The sequence below is a fragment of the Bradyrhizobium sp. USDA 4502 genome, assembly GCF_054063355.1.
In genome coordinates, this window is the sequence record NZ_JBSSGF010000001.1 from 5032405 (window position 1) to 5052062 (window position 19658).

The 19658-nt window shown below is 64.6% G+C and carries 17 protein-coding genes and 1 pseudogene; 12 read left to right on the forward strand and 6 right to left on the reverse strand.

Annotated elements, in window-relative coordinates; translation table 11 throughout:
* Positions 1–46: 46 nt before the first annotated feature.
* From ACVW1B_RS23500 to ACVW1B_RS23515, 4 genes are all read left to right on the forward strand, one after another.
* Positions 47–460, forward strand: a complete 414-nt coding sequence (locus tag ACVW1B_RS23500) for a hypothetical protein (protein ID WP_057015016.1) — start codon at positions 47–49, stop codon at positions 458–460.
* Positions 457–1149 carry an OmpA family protein gene (locus ACVW1B_RS23505; RefSeq protein ID WP_076824165.1) on the forward strand — a complete coding sequence of 231 codons (693 nt, stop codon included), beginning with the start codon at positions 457–459 and terminating at the stop codon, positions 1147–1149. The genes ACVW1B_RS23500 and ACVW1B_RS23505 overlap by 4 nt, the downstream gene beginning before the upstream one ends.
* A gap of 447 nt (positions 1150–1596) precedes the next feature.
* Positions 1597–2520, forward strand: a complete 924-nt coding sequence (locus ACVW1B_RS23510; RefSeq protein WP_225643686.1) for an ABC transporter ATP-binding protein — start codon at positions 1597–1599, stop codon at positions 2518–2520.
* Positions 2517–3278, forward strand: a complete 762-nt coding sequence (locus ACVW1B_RS23515; RefSeq protein ID WP_028342160.1) for an ABC transporter permease — start codon at positions 2517–2519, stop codon at positions 3276–3278. Before ACVW1B_RS23510 ends, ACVW1B_RS23515 begins: the two co-directional genes overlap by 4 nt.
* 230 nt (positions 3279–3508) lie before the next feature.
* Here the strand turns inward: ACVW1B_RS23515 and ACVW1B_RS23520 are convergent, their stop codons facing one another.
* Entirely contained in the window at positions 3509–3838 is a 330-nt protein-coding gene (locus ACVW1B_RS23520; protein ID WP_018273009.1) for a hypothetical protein, read from the reverse strand.
* A 300-nt stretch (positions 3839–4138) separates the two neighbouring features.
* Here ACVW1B_RS23520 and ACVW1B_RS23525 point away from each other — a divergent pair, with 300 nt between their 5' ends.
* Positions 4139–4933, forward strand: a complete 795-nt coding sequence (locus tag ACVW1B_RS23525; protein WP_076824155.1) for a L,D-transpeptidase — start codon at positions 4139–4141, stop codon at positions 4931–4933.
* Positions 4934–5242: 309 nt separating this feature from the next.
* Positions 5243–6091 carry an alpha/beta fold hydrolase gene (locus tag ACVW1B_RS23530; protein ID WP_310880666.1) on the forward strand — a complete coding sequence of 283 codons (849 nt, stop codon included), beginning with the start codon at positions 5243–5245 and terminating at the stop codon, positions 6089–6091.
* Positions 6092–6190: 99 nt separating this feature from the next.
* On the opposite strand, the gene ACVW1B_RS23535 is transcribed toward ACVW1B_RS23530, so the two are convergent.
* On the reverse strand, positions 6191–6748 hold the full coding sequence (locus ACVW1B_RS23535) for a DUF308 domain-containing protein (protein WP_310880667.1): 558 nt from the start codon (positions 6746–6748) through the stop codon (positions 6191–6193).
* A gap of 134 nt (positions 6749–6882) precedes the next feature.
* On the opposite strand from ACVW1B_RS23535, the gene ACVW1B_RS23540 reads away from it, so the two are divergent.
* Positions 6883–7470, forward strand: coding sequence for a TetR/AcrR family transcriptional regulator (locus ACVW1B_RS23540; protein ID WP_253607569.1), 588 nt, complete (start codon positions 6883–6885; stop codon positions 7468–7470).
* Positions 7471–7516: 46 nt separating this feature from the next.
* Here ACVW1B_RS23540 and ACVW1B_RS23545 read toward each other — a convergent pair whose 3' ends face one another.
* Positions 7517–9781: a spermidine synthase gene (locus ACVW1B_RS23545; protein WP_456822298.1), complete on the reverse strand. Its 2265-nt coding sequence runs from the start codon at positions 9779–9781 to the stop codon at positions 7517–7519.
* A gap of 177 nt (positions 9782–9958) precedes the next feature.
* On the opposite strand from ACVW1B_RS23545, the gene ACVW1B_RS23550 reads away from it, so the two are divergent.
* A complete protein-coding gene (locus ACVW1B_RS23550; protein WP_310880669.1) occupies positions 9959–11560 on the forward strand; it encodes a phytoene desaturase family protein in 1602 nt (533 codons plus the stop codon).
* 263 nt (positions 11561–11823) lie between these two features.
* Here the strand turns inward: ACVW1B_RS23550 and ACVW1B_RS23555 are convergent, their stop codons facing one another.
* Positions 11824–11988 carry a Flp family type IVb pilin gene (locus ACVW1B_RS23555; protein ID WP_016841571.1) on the reverse strand — a complete coding sequence of 55 codons (165 nt, stop codon included), beginning with the start codon at positions 11986–11988 and terminating at the stop codon, positions 11824–11826.
* Positions 11989–12158: 170 nt separating this feature from the next.
* On the opposite strand from ACVW1B_RS23555, the pseudogene ACVW1B_RS23560 reads away from it, so the two are divergent.
* Together ACVW1B_RS23560 and ACVW1B_RS23565 are read left to right on the forward strand one after the other, a co-directional pair.
* A pseudogene (locus ACVW1B_RS23560) lies at positions 12159–13044 on the forward strand (50S ribosomal protein L11 methyltransferase).
* On the forward strand, positions 13041–13547 hold the full coding sequence (locus ACVW1B_RS23565; protein ID WP_310880671.1) for a hypothetical protein: 507 nt from the start codon (positions 13041–13043) through the stop codon (positions 13545–13547). The pseudogene ACVW1B_RS23560 and the gene ACVW1B_RS23565 overlap by 4 nt, the downstream one beginning before the upstream one ends.
* 18 nt (positions 13548–13565) lie before the next feature.
* Here the strand turns inward: ACVW1B_RS23565 and ACVW1B_RS23570 are convergent, their stop codons facing one another.
* Positions 13566–13751, reverse strand: a complete 186-nt coding sequence (locus ACVW1B_RS23570) for a hypothetical protein (RefSeq protein WP_057015008.1) — start codon at positions 13749–13751, stop codon at positions 13566–13568.
* A gap of 190 nt (positions 13752–13941) precedes the next feature.
* On the opposite strand from ACVW1B_RS23570, the gene ACVW1B_RS23575 reads away from it, so the two are divergent.
* Complete coding sequence (locus ACVW1B_RS23575) at positions 13942–15771, forward strand: aminopeptidase P family protein (RefSeq protein WP_310880672.1); 1830 nt, start codon at positions 13942–13944, stop codon at positions 15769–15771.
* A 306-nt stretch (positions 15772–16077) separates the two neighbouring features.
* Entirely contained in the window at positions 16078–17355 is a 1278-nt protein-coding gene (locus ACVW1B_RS23580) for a multidrug effflux MFS transporter (protein ID WP_310880673.1), read from the forward strand.
* 55 nt (positions 17356–17410) lie between these two features.
* Here the strand turns inward: ACVW1B_RS23580 and ligA are convergent, their stop codons facing one another.
* Entirely contained in the window at positions 17411–19561 is a 2151-nt protein-coding gene (ligA, locus tag ACVW1B_RS23585; protein ID WP_310880674.1) for an NAD-dependent DNA ligase LigA, read from the reverse strand.
* Between the last annotated feature and the right edge of the window lie 97 nt (positions 19562–19658).

Below are 19658 nucleotides of genomic sequence, written 5' to 3' on the forward strand. Positions count from 1 at the left end.
TTGGTAGCCCTTGACCCCAGTTGATTTCATGGGTTGAGATGGATCCATGGTCCGGGGGAGGTTTTTCCTTTTTGTCATCGCGCTCACCGCGCCGTCGCTGGCGGTCGCGGAGACGATGAGCTTTGGCGATTCGGCAGCCCAGCTCGCCAAGGCCTGCGGCGCAGACATCACCGCGAACTGCCGCGGCGTCAATCTCGACTCCAACCGCCTCAAGGAATGCCTGTCGCGCAACCGCGACGTGATCTCGCCGCAGTGCAAGGAGAGCTACTTCTCCACCCTCGATGCGATCCAGAAGCGGATCGCGGCGCGCGTCACCGTTGCGAATGCCTGCACCCGCGAGATCGTCAAGGTCTGCGGCGGCTCGACCAAGGAGACCAGCAAGTCGGTGCCCTGCCTCGTCAGCGCCAAGGGCCTCAGCCGCAATTGCACCCAGGCGATCAATGACGCGGGGTATCAATGATGCGGCTGTCGAGGCGAGGCTTGCGCGATCCTGGCCTTTTGGCCCTGCTGGGCACGCTGGCTTTGCTGGCGATGTCGATTGCGCCAGCGCCGGCGCAGACCGCCATCACACGCGACGACGTCATCGCCAAGCTCAATCATTTTGAGACAGATGCCGAGGTCGATGTCCCTGCGCTGCGCCAGCAGGTGGCCGAACGATCGAAGTCGCGATCGAAGAACGAGCCACCGCCCTCGAAGCGGCCGCCGATCGCTCCCGACCTGACCAAGCTGCCGACGTTTAACGTCGACATCGCGTTCGACGTCGACACGCCGATCGTGCTGCCGGAGTCGTATCAGACGGTCGGGCGGATCGCCGATGCGCTGACGCACTCCTCGCTGCTGCCCTACACCTTCCTGATCGTCGGCCACATCGAATCGACCGGACGACGCGAGAACAATGTGCTGCTGAGCCAGCGGCGCGCCGACGCGATCCGCGACATCCTGGTCAACACCTTCAAGATCACCGCGAAGCGCCTGCAGTCGGTCGGGCTCGGCGAGGAGCAGTTGCTCGACCCGACCAAACCCAACGCGCCGGTCAACAACCAGGTGCAGATCATGCTGGTCGCGAAGGTCGCCGACAGCGCGCCGCCCGCGCACCCTGCCCCGACGGCCGCCGCCAAGAAGCCGGCGAAATCAGCCAAGAAGCACTGATTGGATTGAATATCGGGGCGTCGGAACTGCGTCCCCTCCCGCCCGTATACGATGTCCCCGGGGCGAGCGGCGCCTCCACGATTTCGGGATAATAGAAGATTACCGCTGATTTGCCCGACGGGTCAAGTTGCAATATGCGCCGCCGGCCGCCGGCTCCTTTGCATGGGGTTGTTTTCGATATTTTGGTAGTGCGCCCCTGAGGCGGCAGGCTATCAGCCTCGTTCGAGCCCGGCCTCGATACGTGGACACGTGAGTTGCAGAGGCCGCAAGCGCCGTATGCAATGGCCCTGCCCGCAAGCGGGAGCGGTGCACGCTGCAGAATAAATTTCTCCCTCGCCGACCGATTGCAGAACGGACCGTGCGTTCCTATCTGGGCTGAACCCGCATCACGCGCCTGCCCGGGCCCCAATCCGCGCGCGCCCCCTCCCTCACGCTCACCGACTCTCCATGTCGCCGATCATCTCCGTATCCAATCTTTCGAAAACCTATGGCTCCGGCTTCAAGGCGCTGAAGGGCATCAATCTCGACATCGTCAAAGGCGAGATCTTCGCGCTGCTCGGGCCGAACGGCGCCGGCAAGACCACGCTGATCAGCATCATCTGCGGCATCGCCAATCCGAGCGAGGGCCGCATCACGATCGGCGGGCACGACATCATCGCCGACTATCGCGCGGCGCGGTCGATGATCGGGCTGGTTCCGCAGGAACTGCACACCGACGCGTTCGAGTCGGTGTGGGCGACCGTCAGCTTCAGCCGCGGCCTGTTCGGCAAGCCGAAGAACCCCGCCCATATCGAGAAGGTGCTGCGCGACCTGTCGCTGTGGGACAAGAAGGACGACAAGATCATCACGCTGTCCGGGGGCATGAAGCGCCGCGTGATGATCGCCAAGGCGCTGTCGCACGAACCGCAGATCCTGTTCCTCGACGAGCCCACCGCCGGGGTCGACGTCGAATTGCGCAAGGGCATGTGGGAGGTGGTCCGCACGCTGCAGGCTTCCGGCGTCACCATCATCCTCACCACGCACTACATCGAGGAAGCCGAGGAGATGGCCGACCGCATCGGCGTCATCAACAAGGGCGAGATCATCCTGATCGAGGACAAGGCGACCTTGATGCAGAAGCTCGGCAAGAAGGAGCTGACGCTGCAATTGCAGAACAAGCTCGAGGCCATTCCCGATGTTCTGTCTGCCTACAATCTCGAATTGTCCGACGACGGCCGCACCGTGACCTATGACTACGATACCAAGGGCGATCGCACCGGCATCACCAGCCTGCTCAACGATCTGCGCAATGCCGGCATCCGCATCTCGGACCTCGATACCAGGCAGTCGTCGCTCGAGGATATCTTCGTCAGCCTCGTGAGGGCGCCATGAACTACCGCGCAATCCGGGCGATCTACCTGTTCGAAATGGCGCGCACCTGGCGCACGCTGCTGCAGAGCATCGTCTCGCCCGTGGTGTCGACCTCGCTGTATTTCGTGGTGTTCGGCGCCGCGATCGGCTCGCGCATCACCGAGGTCGAGGGCGTCAGCTACGGTACCTTCATCGTGCCGGGGCTCGTGATGCTGTCGGTGCTGACCCAGAGCATCTCCAACGCCTCGTTCGGCATCTACTTCCCGAAATTCGTCGGCACGATCTACGAGATCCTGTCGGCGCCGATCTCCTATTTCGAGATCGTTATCGGCTATGTCGGCGCTGCCGCCACCAAGTCGATCATCCTCGGCCTGATCATCCTGGCGACGGCCGGGCTTTTCGTCCCCTTGCATATCCAGCATCCGGTGTGGATGCTGACGTTCCTGGTGCTGACGGCGGTCACCTTCAGCCTATTCGGCTTCATCATCGGCATCTGGGCCGACGGCTTCGAGAAGCTGCAGATGATCCCGATGCTGGTGGTGACACCGCTGACCTTCCTCGGCGGCAGCTTCTATTCGGTGAACATGCTGCCGTCGGGCTGGCGCACCATCACCCTGCTCAATCCCGTGGTCTATTTGATCTCCGGCTTCCGCTGGAGCTTCTACGAGATCGCCGATGTCAGCGTGCCGCTGAGCCTCGGCATGACCGTGGGATTCCTCGTGGCCTGCATGGCCATCGTGGCGTGGATCTTCAGGACCGGCTACCGGCTGAAGAACTGACTTGCAAGCAAGTCATTCCGGGGCGCGCCTTAGCGCGAACCTCAGATGCGCAATTGCGCATCGGGGAATCTCGCGCCGTCACTTCGAGATTCCGGGTTCATGCTTCGCATGCCCCGGAATGACGCTCGCCCGTAGCCCGGATAGAGCGAAGCGCAATCCGGGACCTTATCGCCAAGCCTGCAGAACCCGGATTTCGCTTCGCTCCATCCGGGCTACAGGTTCTTCAACGATCAATAGCAGTGGAAATGACCGTGGCGGTAATAGCCGCGGCAGCGGTGGCCACGGCGGTAACCGCGATCCGGGATGCCGAACACGCCCTTGACCGCGCCCATGGCGCCACCGACACCGGCGCCGACGGCGCCGCCAACCACGCCGCCCACCGGGCCGGCGACCCGGTTGCCCTCATAGGCGCCCTCATGAGCGCCGCGGACGATGCCCTGGGCATGGCCTGCATGGGGGACTGCGACCAGCGTCAAAGCGAGGGCTGCGGCCGCAAGCAGGAGCCGCGCGGAGAGGCCGGCTGGGACGACGGCCGCGGTCTTCACCTTGGTGTTGTTCATCTGGATTCCTTGATGCGCGGCGCGAACGCGCCGCCGGGCGGGATTGTTAAACGCCCATGCGGCCAAATGGTTGCGTGTCGGAGACCAATCGGGCCGTGGTCGCGGCCTGCTCGCGAAAAAGTCAGCCCGCCGTGACAGGCAGGCCCGGCTTCGGCCTTGTTTGCGCCGCGCACGGGATTAACCATGGCAATTGATCACGGCCTTGGCCCGCCACTGGAACCAAGTTCGGATTCCGTGCATATTGATTGCCGGGGACGGAGAGCCGCGGCTTCGCGAGCAGGCCTGGAGGCCAAAGGTAAAATGCGTTCGTTCCTCATTGCGTTCACGTCCGTGATGCTCTTCACCGCCGGCGCCGCACAGGCCAAGGTCGATATCACCATCGACAAGGACAACCAGCAGATGACCGTCGCGGTCGACGGCGTCGCGCGCTATCACTGGCCGGTCTCGACCGGCATCCCGTCGCGCGAAACGCCGAACGGCAGCTTCCGCGCCTTCCGCATGGAAGAGGATCACTACTCCAAGGAATTCGACGACGCGCCGATGCCGCACTCGATCTTCTTCACCAAGATCGGGCACGCGATTCACGGCACCGACTCGGTCAGCCGCCTCGGCTCGCCGGCCTCGCATGGCTGCGTGCGGCTGTCGCGCGACAACGCAACCACGCTTTACTCGCTGGTCCAGAAGGAAGGCGTGCTCAACACCACCGTGACGCTGACCGGCTCGTCGCAGGTCGCGCTGGCGCGCAATCCGCGTGGGCGCAATGGCACCGCCGTCGCCCGCCGCGCGCCGCAGCAATATGACGAGCAGTACGGCACCGCCGCCGCCGGCGACCCGGTCGTGCTGACGCCGCAGCCGCGCGACTATCCGGCGCAGGCCCGCACCGATGACGGCTACATCTATCCGGCCGACGGCAGCTCGACCGATCGCCGCTATCCGGCACCACCGTCAAGCCGCCGCGTCTACGATGCGCAGGCCTATGGCCAGCAGCAGCAGTATTACGGCAATCAGGGCTACGCGCCGGCGCCGCAAGGCTACTACCAGCCGCGCCCCGCCTATCAGCCGCGCGGCTTCTACGGCAACACCTATCAGGATTAGAGCGTTTTCGAGCGAAGTAGGCGCCGGTTCGCGTGAAGAAAACGCGTCAAAAGAAATCTGCCGCACGCTCTTGATCCGTGACGGCGCCGCAGGCAGGGCGCCGTCAGTTCACGCTCCCCTCACCCGCTTGTGACCGTCGCAAAGGGCGTCCGTCAACGTGCGCCGCGGCCCGTCGTCATCTGATTGTAAAACTAGCCCGATATTCGGCGGCACAAGCGCCCGCTTGGCCCCTGGAGGCCGATTCACGCTGTATGCCCGATGAAATCAGGGCGAGAAGCGCGGGTCACGTAGGCAAGATCAGAGGTCGACATGAAACGGGGCATCATTGTCCTTTGCCTGTGCGTCGTGGCGATGGCCGCTTATTTCACGACGGACAGATGGGCCATCCGTCACACGACGCTGACGTTCCACGACGTTCTGCGCGACGACCGCGACGTCACGGTCGAGGTCGCGGTGCGCCGCGACCGGCAAATGCAGGCAATGGCCGAGATGATCGAGCTGCCGGTCGCGATCTTGAGCCACGGCAACACCGTCAAGAACACCGAGTACTCGTTCCTCACCAATTTGTTCGCGTCGCGCGGATACCTCGTGATCAGCATTCAGCATGATCTCGACACCGACGCGCCGATGGTTACCAAGGTCGGCGAGGAATATGTAGGCCGCCGCATGCAGTACAATCGCGGCGTCTTCAACATCATGTATGCGATCGACGAGCTCAAGAAGGTCTATCCGAACGCAAACTATCGCCAGCTGACGTTGATCGGCCATTCCAACGGCGGCGACATCTCGATGTTCTTCGCCAAGCAGCATCCCGACCTGGTCAAGAAGGTCGTCACGCTGGACAATCTGCGCGTCCCCTTCATCACCGACGGCAAGATCAAGATCCTCTCGTTTCGCTCCAGGGATCCGGTGTTCAAGGCCGATCCGGGCGTCGTGCCGGACGACGAGACCTGTGCGAGACTCGGCATCAAGGTGGTCAGAACCGAATTCCAGCACAACGATCTCAGCGACCGCGGCCCGGACAGCGCGAAATCGTCGATCCAGGCCGGCGTGGAGCAATTCCTAGACGAGGATGCGGGCGAGAGCACGCCGACGATGCCGCTGCTCGCTGCCTCGACGCCCGCCTCCGCGGGTGCGGCGCCGCCAGAGAACAAATAGTCGCGTCGCGCTGAAGGCGAGCTGGCGCTCCTCCGGTGCTGCCGGACAGCTCTCCGTTCCGGTTGAACTGGAACGGAGCTCCAGCTTCTTGCTTTGACACTAGGCGCGCGCGTGGCGATAGCCGGTGGCAACGAGCCAGATTGCGGAAAGCAGGAAATAGAACGCGCCGAAGCCCGCATAGGGAGCGACGTCGAGAATGGTCGGCGCAACGGTGCCGATGGACTGGCTGATCATGTAGCCGCCGGCGAGTGCCGACTGTGCGCCACTCAGGATCATCGCCCATTGCGCACCATAATGACGCCAGCGCCTGACGCCGGTGTACAATTGCAGCACGCCCGCGAGGATCGCCCAAACCCCGAACACGGCCAGGACGGCATAGCTGCTGTGGCTGAGCGCCACGATCACGGCGAGCGTCGTGATCGCGCTGACCACGACATTCAGGGCCTGGGATGGGTTGGCTTTCAGGCCGCCATTGACCCGGGCATCAGCCAGATTGGCGATGCCGTCCCACGCCGGGTAGATCACGAACAGAACCCCGGCAGGGCCGGCTTGGCCGCTAAACAGAACGGCAGCGGCGACCCAGGCGACCGAGAAGATGGCGCGCCCGAGATAATAGGATCGCAGCCAGGTGGATTGGGTCGAAAGGTGGCTTTGCATTGACAGGCTCCTTGTTTATCGTCCTACTAGTAGGTAGACAACAATTCCGAGTCAATCTGGCGCTCGGACGCCCTGTGTGGAGAGGAAGGCCTTGATTTACCTTTGTAATTTACCTACTGGAAGGTAGGCATAACGTGAACGTGATGATTTCGACTTCTGAAAAAATTCTCGACGTCGCGCAGCCCCTCATCGTCGCGGGGGGCTACAACGGCTTCAGCTATGCCGACATTTCCGACGCCATCGGTATCCGGAAGGCGAGCATCCACCATCACTTCCCGACCAAGGCCGAGCTGGTCTCGGCGCTGGTGGATCGCTACCGGCAGCAGACCGCGCTGGGCCTGAAGTCGCTTCAGGAGCAATTCGCGAGCCCGACCGACCAACTGCAGGCTTACGTGAACTTCTGGCAGGCGTGCATCGGCGATGCCTCGCTGCCGTTCTGCGTCTGCGCGATGCTTGCCGGCGAGATGCCGATGCTGCCGGACGAGGTCGCATCGCGCGTCCGCGCCCATTTCCATCATCTTGCGGGATGGCTCACCTCGGTGCTGCAGGCCGGCGCGGAACAGCATCTGTTCCGGCTGGACCAGCGGCCGCACGAGGAGGCCCAGATGCTGATGGCATCGGTTCATGGGGCAATGCTCTCGGCGAGGGCTTTCGACGATCCCGGAATGTTTGCCGCGATCGTCAAGCCCCAGTTCGCCAGACTGCTGGTAGCCGATCGCTAGAGAATTATCGCGCGGAAGCCGCCGCGATTGGCTCGGCTTGCAGGTCCTACTGCTCGCCGTCGCGCAGTCGGCGGTACACTGCACCCAGCACGTTCGAATAGTCGTCGGTCCAGACCCGTTGCTTCTCGTCGGCTTCGGTCTCGGTCCAGACATCAGACGATGCGAGCTTGCCGACGTCTTCCTCCTCGCGCGCGGAGACCACGACCGAGGTCGAGAAGATGTACTCGTTGTCGCGGCCGGAATCCTCGCTGTAGACCCAGCTCTTCATGTCGTTGGCGTCGGCGATGCCGACCACGACGCTGGCAAGCTCGAGGTGGCGGTTGGAGACGTGCATCACGACGGCGCCCTGCGGCGCCAGCTTCTCCTTGTAGATCGCCATCGCCTCCTCGGTCGCGAGATGGATCGGGATCGCGTCCGACGAATAGGCGTCGACGATGATCAGATCGTAGGCGCCGTCCGGCTCCTTGGCGAAGGTCAGCCGCGCGTCGCCGATGACGGGCTTGAGGTTCGGCTCGCAGTTCTGGATGTAGGTGAAGTATTTCGGATCGCGCGCGGTATCGACCATCGACTGGTCGATCTCGAAGAAGCGCCAGTCCTCGCCGGGGGCCGACGCGCAGGTCAGCGTCCCCGAACCGAGCCCGATCACCGCCACCTTCAGCGGCGCGCCCTTACGCTCGCGGATCGCTGATATCGCCCGCCCGATGCCGCCGTCCTTGTGATAGTAGCTGATCGGTTCGGGCATTCCGGCGACCGGCGTGCCGTCATCGTTCTTGAACTTCTCGGCGCCATGGATCGTGGTGCCGTGCATCAGCACGTGATACTGCCCGTTCGGCGTCACCACGATCTTGTGCACGCCGAAGAAGCTGCGCACGGTTTCGACGCGGCCGTCGTCGGATGGATAGGCGCGCAGCACCACCAGCGCGACCACGACGGTGGCGAAGATCTTCCAGCGATTGGCGTTCAGCGCGAGCGCCAGCAGCGCCGAGAGCACGCCGACCGCGCCGATCACCCAGACCCGGTGCACGTCGAACCAGTTGAAGATGTCGCCGGCCGAATAGCTCGGCGCGATCAGCGCCACCGCCAGCACCGCGAGGAACGGCCAGTACCAGGCGCTCCAGCGCGGCAGCCGCTCCGCGCCGCCGGGCGGACGGCATAGCGCCGCAAGCGCCAGCAGGATCGGATATTCGGCGACCCACGAGAAAGTAAAGGGCGCAATAAGCCCCGCGAACAGGCCGCCGACCATGCCGCCGAACGACAGCGCGACGTAGAATCCGGTGAGATATTTCGCCGCCGGGCGGGTGCGCGCGAGCTCGCCGTGACAGGCCATCGCGATGATGAAGAAGCAGAGCTGATGGCCACCGAGCGTGAGCAGCAGGTTCTGCTCGCCGCCGACCGCAAGCAGGATCACGACGCCGGCAATCGCCAGCGGCTGCGCCAGCAGCATCCATTTGTGCGGCAATAGCGGCCGCGACTGGAACACCAGCACCCAGGTCAAGAGATACAGCGACAGCGGCAGCACCCACAGCAGGGGCGCGGCGGCGACGTCGGTCGAGATATGCGCCGTCACCGCGATCAAGAGGCCGGACGGCACCGAGGCGAGGAAGATCCAGCGCGCCCGCAGCGGCCAGGACGGCGCCGGCGCATTGGCGTCATCGACCTGCATGTCGAGCGCGGCGGCATTGGCCGGCGACCGCAACAGCAGCACGCCGCAACTTGCGATCAGAATAATCAGCAGACCATAACCACCGGTCCAGATCAGGTTCTGGGTGCGCAACGTAAACATCGGCTCGAGCAGCACCGGATAGGACAAGAGCGCGAGGAAGCTGCCGATGTTCGAGGATGCGTAGAGGAAATACGGATCGGGACCATTGGGATGTCCTGTGCGCACGAACCAGGCCTGCAGCAGCGGATTGTTGGCGGCGAGCGCGAAGAACGGCAGGCCGATCGAAACCGCGAACAGGCCGAGCAGCCAGATCGCATAGCCGGACGTCGGCGGCTCGCCCCAGCCGCTCCTGATCGCCAGCGGCAAGGTCAGCAACGCGACGACGAGCAGCACCAGATGCACCACGACCGGCGCAATACGGCCGTTCAGCTTCATCAAGAGATGCGCATAGGCGTAGCCGCCGAGCAGCAGCGACTGGAAGAACACCATCGCCACCGACCACACCGCCGGCGAGCCGCCGAGCCGCGGCAGCACCATCTTGGTGAACAGCGGCTGCACCGAGAACAGCAACAGGGCACTGACGAAGATCGCGGCGGTGTAGACAACCAGCACCAGCCGGTTGCGCGAGGCGGTCGGCTCAGACGTCATGAAAGCTCCGGCATGGACCCGGCGGGCGCCGGAGGCGGACAGTCCGGTGGCACCCCACCGGAGGATTTCAGTTGAGCATACGGCACTATCACGGACAAGAAACGGCGGTCACGCGGACTTGACGACGCGGCGCTGCGGCGCCACAGCAGGCTGTAATCACTGCTTCTTGAAGCGGACATGAACGAAACAGACGTCGTTATCATCGGTGCGGGGCACAACGGCCTCACCTGCGCGGCCTATCTCGCGATGGCCGGGCTGCGCGTGAAGGTCGTGGAACGCCGCAAGGTAGTCGGCGGCGCCGCGGTCACCGAAGAATTTTGTCCGGGCTTCCGCAACTCCGTCGCCGCCTACACGGTGAGCCTGCTCAATCCGCAGATCATCTCTGACCTGAAACTTGCCGATCACGGCCTCCGGATCGTCGAGCGGCGCGCGCAGAACTTCCTCCCCTCGCCCGACGGCAGCTATTTGCTGACGGGCGAAGGCCGGACCCGGGAGTCGGTCGAAAAGCTCAGCCAAAAGGACGCGGCCGCAATCGGCGTGTTCTCAGGGGAACTCGAAGCCATCGCAGACGTGCTGCGGCAATTCGTGCTGCGCGCGCCGCCGAACCTCGTCGAGGGCTTTGGCATCGGCGCGATCAGCGAGGCCTTCAACGCGCTCGGCACCGCCAACATCCTGCGCCGGCTGTCGCTGGAACAGCAGCGCAATCTGCTCGACCTGTTCACGCGATCGGCCGGCGAGATGCTCGACGAGCGCTTCGAGAACGACCTCGTCAAGGCGCTGTTCGGCTTCGATGCCATCGTCGGCAATTATGCCAGCCCCTACGCGGCCGGCTCGGCCTATGTGATGCTGCACCATGCGTTCGGCGAGGTGAACGGCAAGAAGGGCGTCTGGGGCCACGCGATCGGCGGCATGGGTGCGATCACCCAGGCAATGGCGCGTGCCGCGCGCGGCCATGGCGTCGAGATCGAAACCGATGCTGCCGTCCGCGAGGTGATCGTCGAGAAGGAGCGCGCCGTCGGCGTCGTCCTCGACAATGACAAGACCGTGCGCGCCAAATACGTCGTCTCGAACGTCAATCCGAAGCTGCTGTACACACGCCTGGTACCGGAAGGCGCATTGGCGCCCGAGTTTCGCGCGCGCATCTCCCGATGGCGGAACGGGTCCGGCACGTTCAGGATGAATGTGGCGCTAAATGCCCTGCCCTCGTTCACCGCGCTGCCCGGCCTAGGGGATCACCTTACGGCGGGGATCATCATCGCTCCGAGCCTCGGCTACATGGATCGCGCCTGGCACGATGCGCGCGAATTCGGCTGGAGCCGCGCGCCGGTCGTCGAGGTGCTGATCCCCTCGACGCTCGACGACAGCCTGAGCCCGCCGGGCCAGCATGTCGCGAGCCTGTTCTGCCAGCACGTCGCGCCGCAACTGCCCGACGGCAGATCGTGGGACGATCATCGCGAAGAGGTCGCCGATCTGATGATCGCAACCGTCGATCGCTACGCCCCCGGCTTCGCAGGCAGCGTGATCGGCCGCCAGGTCCTGTCGCCTCTCGACCTCGAGCGGCAATTCGGCCTGCTCGGCGGCGACATCTTTCACGGCGCGCTGACACTGAACCAGTTGTTCTCGGCGCGGCCGATGCTCGGCCATGCCGACTATCGCGGACCGCTGAAGGGCCTCTACCATTGCGGTTCCGGCGCCCATCCCGGCGGCGGCGTCACCGGCGCCCCCGGCCACAATGCCGCGCGGGCCATCCTGGCCGACCATCGCGCGCTGTTCTCGTAGACGACACACCGCGCGCCGCGGGACAAGCTGTGGACAGGCGTGTTGAGAAGCTGTGGGCCTGCGGTGGACGGCGGCCTTGCCTCAAGACGGGATAACCGGTGGACGCCACTGTGGACCGGCTGTGCGACAGACGCTCACAATCCCGGGAAAACGCAGTTGATGTCTTGTCGACAAGCTGCGTGTGGCTCTGTGGACAATCGGTCAAAAAGAAAACACCGGGCGACATGTCGCCCGGTGCTTCCCTGAGAACGCCGTTCGAGAAATTACTTCAGCGAGCCGCTGATCGAGTTGAAGGTCCCGCTCAGTGCCGTGCCGACGCCATTCACCGCAGCGATGATCGCGATGGCGATACCGGTCGCGATCAGTCCGTATTCGATGGCGGTCGCGCCGGATTCATTCCGCAAAAACTTAACGATAAAAGCCTTCATTGCAGCCCTGCCCTTGGTTGTGATGCCTTGGAACGAAGGGTGTTCCCAGTTCCGCCACCGTAGTAGTACTGCAACATCTAAGGTTGTCTGAACCGGGAACCTCTCAATTCTCGCGATATTCGATTGAATCCGGCTTGAAATTTTAACAAAAACCGCGCTACCGGCCTCCGATGACCCCGTCCACACACCGCGCCAGCGTCACCCTTCCAGATGAATCGACCGCAAAGCGCGTGGTAGACACGCTTTCCGAGCTGTTTTTCGAGGATCAGGCGGCGTTTGCGGCCTTCGAGCGGCCGGATGGCCGCTGGGACGTCACCGTCCATTTTGCCGAGCCGCCGGACCAAAATTTACTGCGCGAGCTGGTCGGCCAAGTGGTGCGGCAGAATGTCGCATCTACTTTAGTCTTTGATACCGTGGAGGCCAAGGACTGGGTCAAGGCCAGCCTGGAGGATCTTGTCCCGGTCGCGGCCGGCCGCTTTATCGTCCACGGCCAGCATGACCGGCACCGGATCCCCCCCAACAAGCTCGGGATCGAGATCGAGGCGGCGCTGGCCTTCGGCACCGGCCATCACGGGCACCACCCGCGGCTGCCTGCTGCTGCTCGACCACGTGCTGAAAGCGTATCAGCCCCGCCGCGTGCTGGATCTCGGCACCGGGACCGGCGTGCTGGCGATCGCCGCCGCCAAGGCGCTGCACGGCAAGGTGCTGGCAAGCGACATCGACCCGCCGTCGGTCAGGGTCGCCGAGGAGAATGCCCGGCTGAACGGCGCAGGCGATCTGGTGGACGTGATCCGCGCCACCGGCTTTGCCGCTCCGCGCTTTGCCGAGGACGGTCCGTTCGACCTGGTGCTCGCCAACATCCTCGCCAATCCGCTGCGGCAGCTGGCCGGCCCGATGGCGCGCCACCTCGCCTCGTCGGCGCAGGTCATTCTCTCGGGCCTGCTGACGCACCAGGCGCCGGCGGTCATCGCCGCCTACCGTGCCCGCGGGCTGGTGCCGCTGCGGCATCTGAGGATCGAGGGCTGGAGCAGCCTGCTGCTGCGCTCCGTGAAGTGACCGCGACCGGCAGACAGTGCGGCGACTGCACGCTCTGCTGCAAGGTGATGGCGATCGAGGAACTGGCCAAGCCCGCCAACACGTGGTGCCCGCATTGCAAGCCGGGGCGCGGCTGCCGGACCTATCCGGGCCGGCCGGCGGAATGCCGCTCGTTCAGCTGCGTCTGGCTGGCGAACGAGCTGCTGGAGGAGCACTGGAAGCCTTCCAGGTCGAAGCTCGTCCTGACCACGTCGGAAGATGGTCTTGAGGTCAGATGCGATCCGGGCTTCCCCGACGCCTGGCGCAAAGAGCCGTTTTGCAACGAGCTCAGGGAATGGGCGATCTCCGGCGAGACGCTCGACATGACCGTCGTCGTGATCGCCGGCCAGCGCATGACGCTCGTGACGCCCGAGCGCGAATTCGATCTCGGCATCGTCGGCCCCGATGAGCGGATCGTGCGCGAGCTCGAGGACGGCAAGGTCGTCAATGTGACCGTGGCGAAGGCGTCCGACCTGGAACGGTAGCCGCGATCCGCGGGTTGTTTATTCGGGCGCTGGCGAATCGCTACGGTTGGTCTCGACCTTGCCCTGACCGGCCGCACGCTTGGCGCGCGCCTCGACAAGGCGGTCCAGCATCTGGACGATGACGCCGCGCTGCTTCTGTTCGACCGGCGCGATCGGGCCGCGGCGGACCGGCGGCGAGATCTTCTCAAACGTGAATGCAGGCATCGTGCATCTCCTCACCGTTGAGTTGAGACACTCCTGGACACTCCCCGTACGCTTGACCGTTGACGTGCAGTGGACATCGTCCGGCCAATTCCACTATGCCATATTCAAGCATAAGTTATGCCAAAAATATGGTCATGCTTGATCGCGCTCGCGCGAAGGTCATGCCCCATCCGAAGAGAGTGCGACGGCGATGTTCGAAGCCCATTTCCAGACGTTCGAAGAGCCTGAAGGCGGCGTGGCGCTGACTGCCCGCTTGAGCGCGCTGCGCGAGGAGCTGGCGCGGCGCAAGCTGACCGGATTCGTGGTTCCGCGCGCCGACCAGCAGCAAAATGAATATGTCGCGGCCTCCGAGGAGCGGCTCGCTTGGCTGACCGGCTTCACCGGATCGGCCGGGCTCGCGATCGTGCTGAGCAAGGAGGCCGCCCTGTTCGTCGACGGCCGCTACACGCTGCAGGCCGGCAAGCAGGTCGACCGCAAGGCCTGGCAGGTCGAGCCGCTGGTCGATCCGCCGCCGGAGCACTGGCTGACCCGGCATCTGGCGGCCGGCGACCGCCTAGGATTTGACCCCTGGCTGCACACTTCTGCGGCAGCCGAACGACTGGCAGCGGCCTGCGCCAAGGCCGGCGCGGAACTGGTCGCCGTCGACAGCAATCCGCTCGATGCGATCTGGCACGAGCGGCCGGCACCGCCGCTCGGTCCGGTCACGATCCACGGCGCGCAGTTTTCCGGGGAGATCGAAGCCGAGAAGCTCAAGCGCATCCGCCTCGAGATCAACAAGCTCGGCGTCGACGCGCTGGTGCTGTCCGACAGCCACGCGGTCGCCTGGACCTTCAACATCCGCGGCGCCGACGTCTCGCATACGCCGCTGCCGCTGTCCTATGCGCTGGTACCGAAGGAAGGCCGGCCGCTGGTGTTCATCGATCAGCGCAAGCTGTCCAACTCGACACGCGACCATCTCGAGCAATCGGCCGATGTCGAGCAGCCCGCGGCGCTGGCGGCAAAACTCACCGAGCTCGCCAAGCGCGGCGCCTCGATCGCGCTCGACAGCGCGACCGCAGCCGACGCCCTGAGCCGCCTGATCGCGGGTGCCGGCGGCAAGCCGATGCGCGGCAGCGATCCGGTCAGCCTCTTGAAGGCGGTCAAGAACGTCACCGAGATCGAGGGCACGCGCACGGCGCATCAGCGCGACGCGGTGGCGCTGGTGCGTTTCCTCGCCTGGATCGATCGCGAGGCGCCCTCCGGCAGCCTCACCGAGATCGATACCGTCGAGGCGCTGGAGACGTTCCGCCGCCAGACCGGCGCGCTGAAGGACGTCTCCTTCCCGACCATCGCCGGCACCGGACCGAACGGCGCCATCGTGCACTACCGCGTGACGCGCAAAAGCAACCGCCGCATCGAGCCCGGCGATCTCCTGCTGATCGATTCCGGCGCACAATATGAGGACGGCACCACCGACGTCACCCGCACCATCGCGATCGGCAAGCCGACCGACGAGATGCGCGACCGCTTCACCCGCGTGCTGCGCGGCCATATCGCGATCGCCCGCGCGATCTTCCCCGACGGCACCACCGGCGCGCAGCTCGACACGCTGGCGCGGCAATATCTCTGGCAGGCCGGGATTGATTTCGAGCACGGCACCGGCCACGGCGTCGGCAGCTATCTCAGCGTCCATGAAGGGCCGGCGCGGATTTCCAAGCTCGGCACCACGCCGCTGAAGCGCGGCATGATCCTGTCGAACGAGCCCGGCTACTACAAGACCGACGCCTACGGCATAAGGATCGAGAACCTCGAGCTCGTGATCGGCACCGACATTGCCGGCGCCGAGAGGCCGATCAATGCATTCGAGACGCTGACGCTGGCGCCGATCGATCGCCGCCTGATCGAGGTCAGCATGCTGAGCCCGGACGAGTTAAGCTGGCTCAACGACTACCACGCCCGCGTCGCGCATGTGGTGCGGCCGCATCTCGACGACAACGCCACCAAGCTGTGGCTGGACGAGGCAACGGCGGCGCTGAAGTAGCGGCGCGCCCAGGCATCCGCACGCTCGACGTCGTCCCCCCCCCCAACGCTCTGTGTCATCCCCCGCGAAAGCGGGGGATCCAGTACGCCGCGGCCTATCAATTCAAATACGCCTGCCTCTGGAGTACTGGGTCCCCGCTTTCGCCGAGGACGACAGCGGAATTCGCAGCTGACGACAGAGCGTTTATTGCGCGAGACGAAACATCGTCACCGCGTCTCCTGAAATCGCATGGGCGTATGCCGAAACACCCGTATTCCGCGCGGACGGGCACGCTACAGTCTTTCCACAATGCTGGATCGGACCTGAATGCACGGCGTGATGGGCAAGCCGCCCGGCGCGGCCAAAGACAACATCGCGACATCGAAGGTCATGCTGCTGATGCTCGTCGTGATGACGGGCGTGGCGCCGATCTCGCTCTACATGCTGGTGCCGGCGCTGCCGGTGCTGGCGACCACATTCGGCCGCGACATTTCGATCGCGCAGATGACCGTGTCGCTCTACATGGTCGGCATCGCGCTTTCACAGCTGATCATGGGGCCGCTGTCCGACAGGTTCGGGCGCCGGCCGGTGCTGCTCGCGGGCCTCGGCCTGATGGTCGTGGCCGGCGTCGGCTCGGTGTTCGCCGAGACCTTGCCGCAACTGATCGCGGCGCGCTTCTTCCAGGCGCTCGGCGGCGCCAGCGGCATGGTGATCAGCCGTGCCATCATCCGCGATCTCTATCCGCGCGAGCGGGTCGGCGCCATGATCAGCCTCGTCGTCGCCGCACTGATGATCGCGCAGATGGTGAGCCCGCTGACCGGCGGCCTGCTGGAGACCACATTCGGCTGGCGCGCGATCCTCTATCTCATCACCGCGGCGTCGCTGATCACCACGATCTTCATCGCGTTGGCGCTGCCGGAAACCCGCCGCGACCGCGCCGAGAGCAGCAGCTTTCGCGGCGACCTCGGCAAGCTGATGACGAGCCGCGCCTTCGTCGGCTATCTATTGTGCCAGGTATTGGCGTCGCAGATCATCTTCGCCTTCGCCGGCGGCGGCCCTTACATCGTGGTGACCCAGATGGGCCGGACCAGCGCCGAGTATGGCGCGTGGTTCGCGATGACGGGGTTCGGCTACTTCGTCGGCAATCTCTTGTGCGTGCGCTTCGCGCCACGGCACTCGCTGGAGAAACTGATCTGGTTCGGCCTCGCCCTGCAGGTCGGCGGCAGCCTGTTGAACCTGGTCTGGAGTTTTACTGGAGTAAACCAGACCCCGCTCTGGCTGTTCGGCACCCAGATGATCGTGATGATCGCCAACGCCTTCGTGATGGCCAATTCCGCCGCCGGCGCGATCAGCATCCGGCCCGAAGCCGCCGGCACCGCCTCGGGCGCCATGGGGTTCCTGCAGCAGGGCATCGGCTCGCTGATCTCGCAATTCGGCGCCTATCTCGGCGGCCACTCCACCACGACGCTGCCGCTGACCGCGGCGATCTTCGCGATCTCGATCGCCTGCGCCTGCACCATGATCTTCGTCGTGCCGCGACGGAAGGTGGTGGTGAGCGAGGAGCTGATCGCGCAGGCCGAGGAGGATGAGCAGGGGATGATGTGAGCAGTTCGTCATTCCGGGGCGATGCGCAGCATCGAACCCGGAATGACGGACAACCCTACTCCCCGATCAGCTTCAGCCACTCGTCTTCGGTCAGCACCTGGACGCCGTGCTTCTGCGCTTCGGCAAGCTTCGAGCCGGCGCCCGGCCCCGCGACGACATAGTCGGTCTTCTTCGACACCGAGCCGGCCGCCTTGGCGCCCAGCCGCTCGGCCGTCGCCTTGGCCTCGTCACGTGTCATCTTTTCGAGCGATCCGGTGAACACCACGGTCTTGCCGGCCACCGCCGAATTGCTCTTCGGCTTCTCGGCGTCGATGATCTCGTCGAGCTCGCCGGTCAGCCGCTCGACGATGCCGCGATTGTGGCTCTCGCCGAAATAGTCGGCGATGCTCCTGATCACGGTGTCGCCGATCTGGTCGAGCGCATCCATCTCCGCCATCGCATCCTCGTCGCCCTTGGCGACCTTGAGGCAGGCATCGTGGAACGCATCCCAGGAGCCATAGCCGCGCGCCAGTGCCAGCGCGGTGGTCTCGCCGACATGGCGCATGCCGAGCGCGTAGATGAAGCGCTCGAGGCCAATCCTGCGGCGGCTGTCGATCGCGGCGAACAGATTGCGCACCGAGGTCTCGCCGTAGCCTTCGATGTCCTCCAGCTTCAGCTTCGCGTTGCGCTTTTGCAGCGTGAAGATATCAGCCGGCTCCTTGACCCATCCCTCGTCGAAGAAATATTGCAACTGTTTCACGCCGAGACCGTCGATGTCGAAGGCGCGGCGCGACACGAACAGAATGAGGTGTTCGACCTTCTGGAACGGACAGGCGAACTCGCCGGTGCAGCGGGCGCGCGAGCCCTCCTCGCCGGCCGCAGTCTCCTCGCGCACCACGTCGGTGTGCAGCGGGCACGGGCACTTCTTTGGGAAGTGGAATTCCTTCGCGCTCTTCGGCCGCTTGTCGATCACGACGTCGACGACCTGCGGGATCACGTCGCCGGCGCGCTGGATCACCACGGTGTCGCCGATCCTGATGTCGCGTCCCTCGCGCAGCACCTCGCCCTTGTTGCCGATGCCCTTGATGTAGTCCTCATTGTGCAGCGTGACGTTCTGCACGATCACGCCGCCGACACCGACCGGCTCGAGCTTGCCGACCGGCGTGAACGAGCCGGTGCGCCCGACCTGGATCTCGATGTCGCGCAAAACCGTCATGGCGCGCTCGGCCGGGAATTTGTGCGCGATCGCCCAGCGCGGCGTGCGCGACACGAAGCCGAGCCGCTCCTGCCAGTCGATGCGATCGACCTTGTAGACGACACCGTCGATGTCGTAGTCGAGCTCGGCGCGCTGCTCCTCGATCTTGCGATGGAACGCGATCAGCTCCTCGACCGAGTGGCACAGCTTGGTCAATGGATTGGTCTTGAAACCGCACCGCTCGAACCAGTGGATCATGCCGGTCTGGGTATCCTCCGGCAGCGCGCTCATCTCGCCCCAGGCATAGGCGAAGAAGCCGAGCGGCCGCGAGGCAGTGATTGTGGGATCCTTCTGCCGCAGCGAGCCGGCCGCCGAATTGCGCGGATTGGCGAAGATGGTGTCGCCGGCCGCCTTCTGCCGCTCGTTGAGCGCGAGGAACGCCTTCTTGGTCATGTAGACCTCGCCGCGCACCTCGCAGATGTCGGGCACGTTGCGGCCCTTCAGCTTCTGCGGCACGTCCTCGAGCGTGCGGATGTTGGCGGTGACGTCCTCGCCCTCGGCGCCGTCGCCGCGGGTTGCCGCGGTGACGAGTTCGCCGCCCTCGTAGCGCAGCGACATCGAGAGCCCGTCGATCTTCGGCTCGGCCGAGAAATCGATCTTGTCATCCGGCAGCTTGAGGAAGCGCGTGATGCGCCCGACGAAATCGACCACGTCGGCTTCCGCGAACGCGTTGTCGAGCGACAGCATCGGCAGCGAATGGCGAACCTTCCGGAAGCGCCCCGACGGCGCGGCGCCGACCTTCTGCGACGGCGATTCCGCGGTGACGAATTCAGGAAAGCGCTTCTCGATCGCATTGTAGCGCTGCCGCAGCGCGTCGTATTCGGCGTCGGTGACGCTCGGCGCATCGTCCTGATAGTAGCGCTTGTCGTGACCTTCGAGCTCGAGCGCAAGGCGCATCAACTCGACCTTGGCCTGGGCCTTGGTGAGCTTGTCGACGTCGGAGAGTTCTTTCTTTTTTGCTGCTTTAGCCATGCGACGGGCGCGCTATAGTTTTTCGTCATTCCGGGGCGGTCCGTCAGGACCGAACCCGGAATCTCGAGATTCCGGGTTCGATGCTTCGCATCGCCCC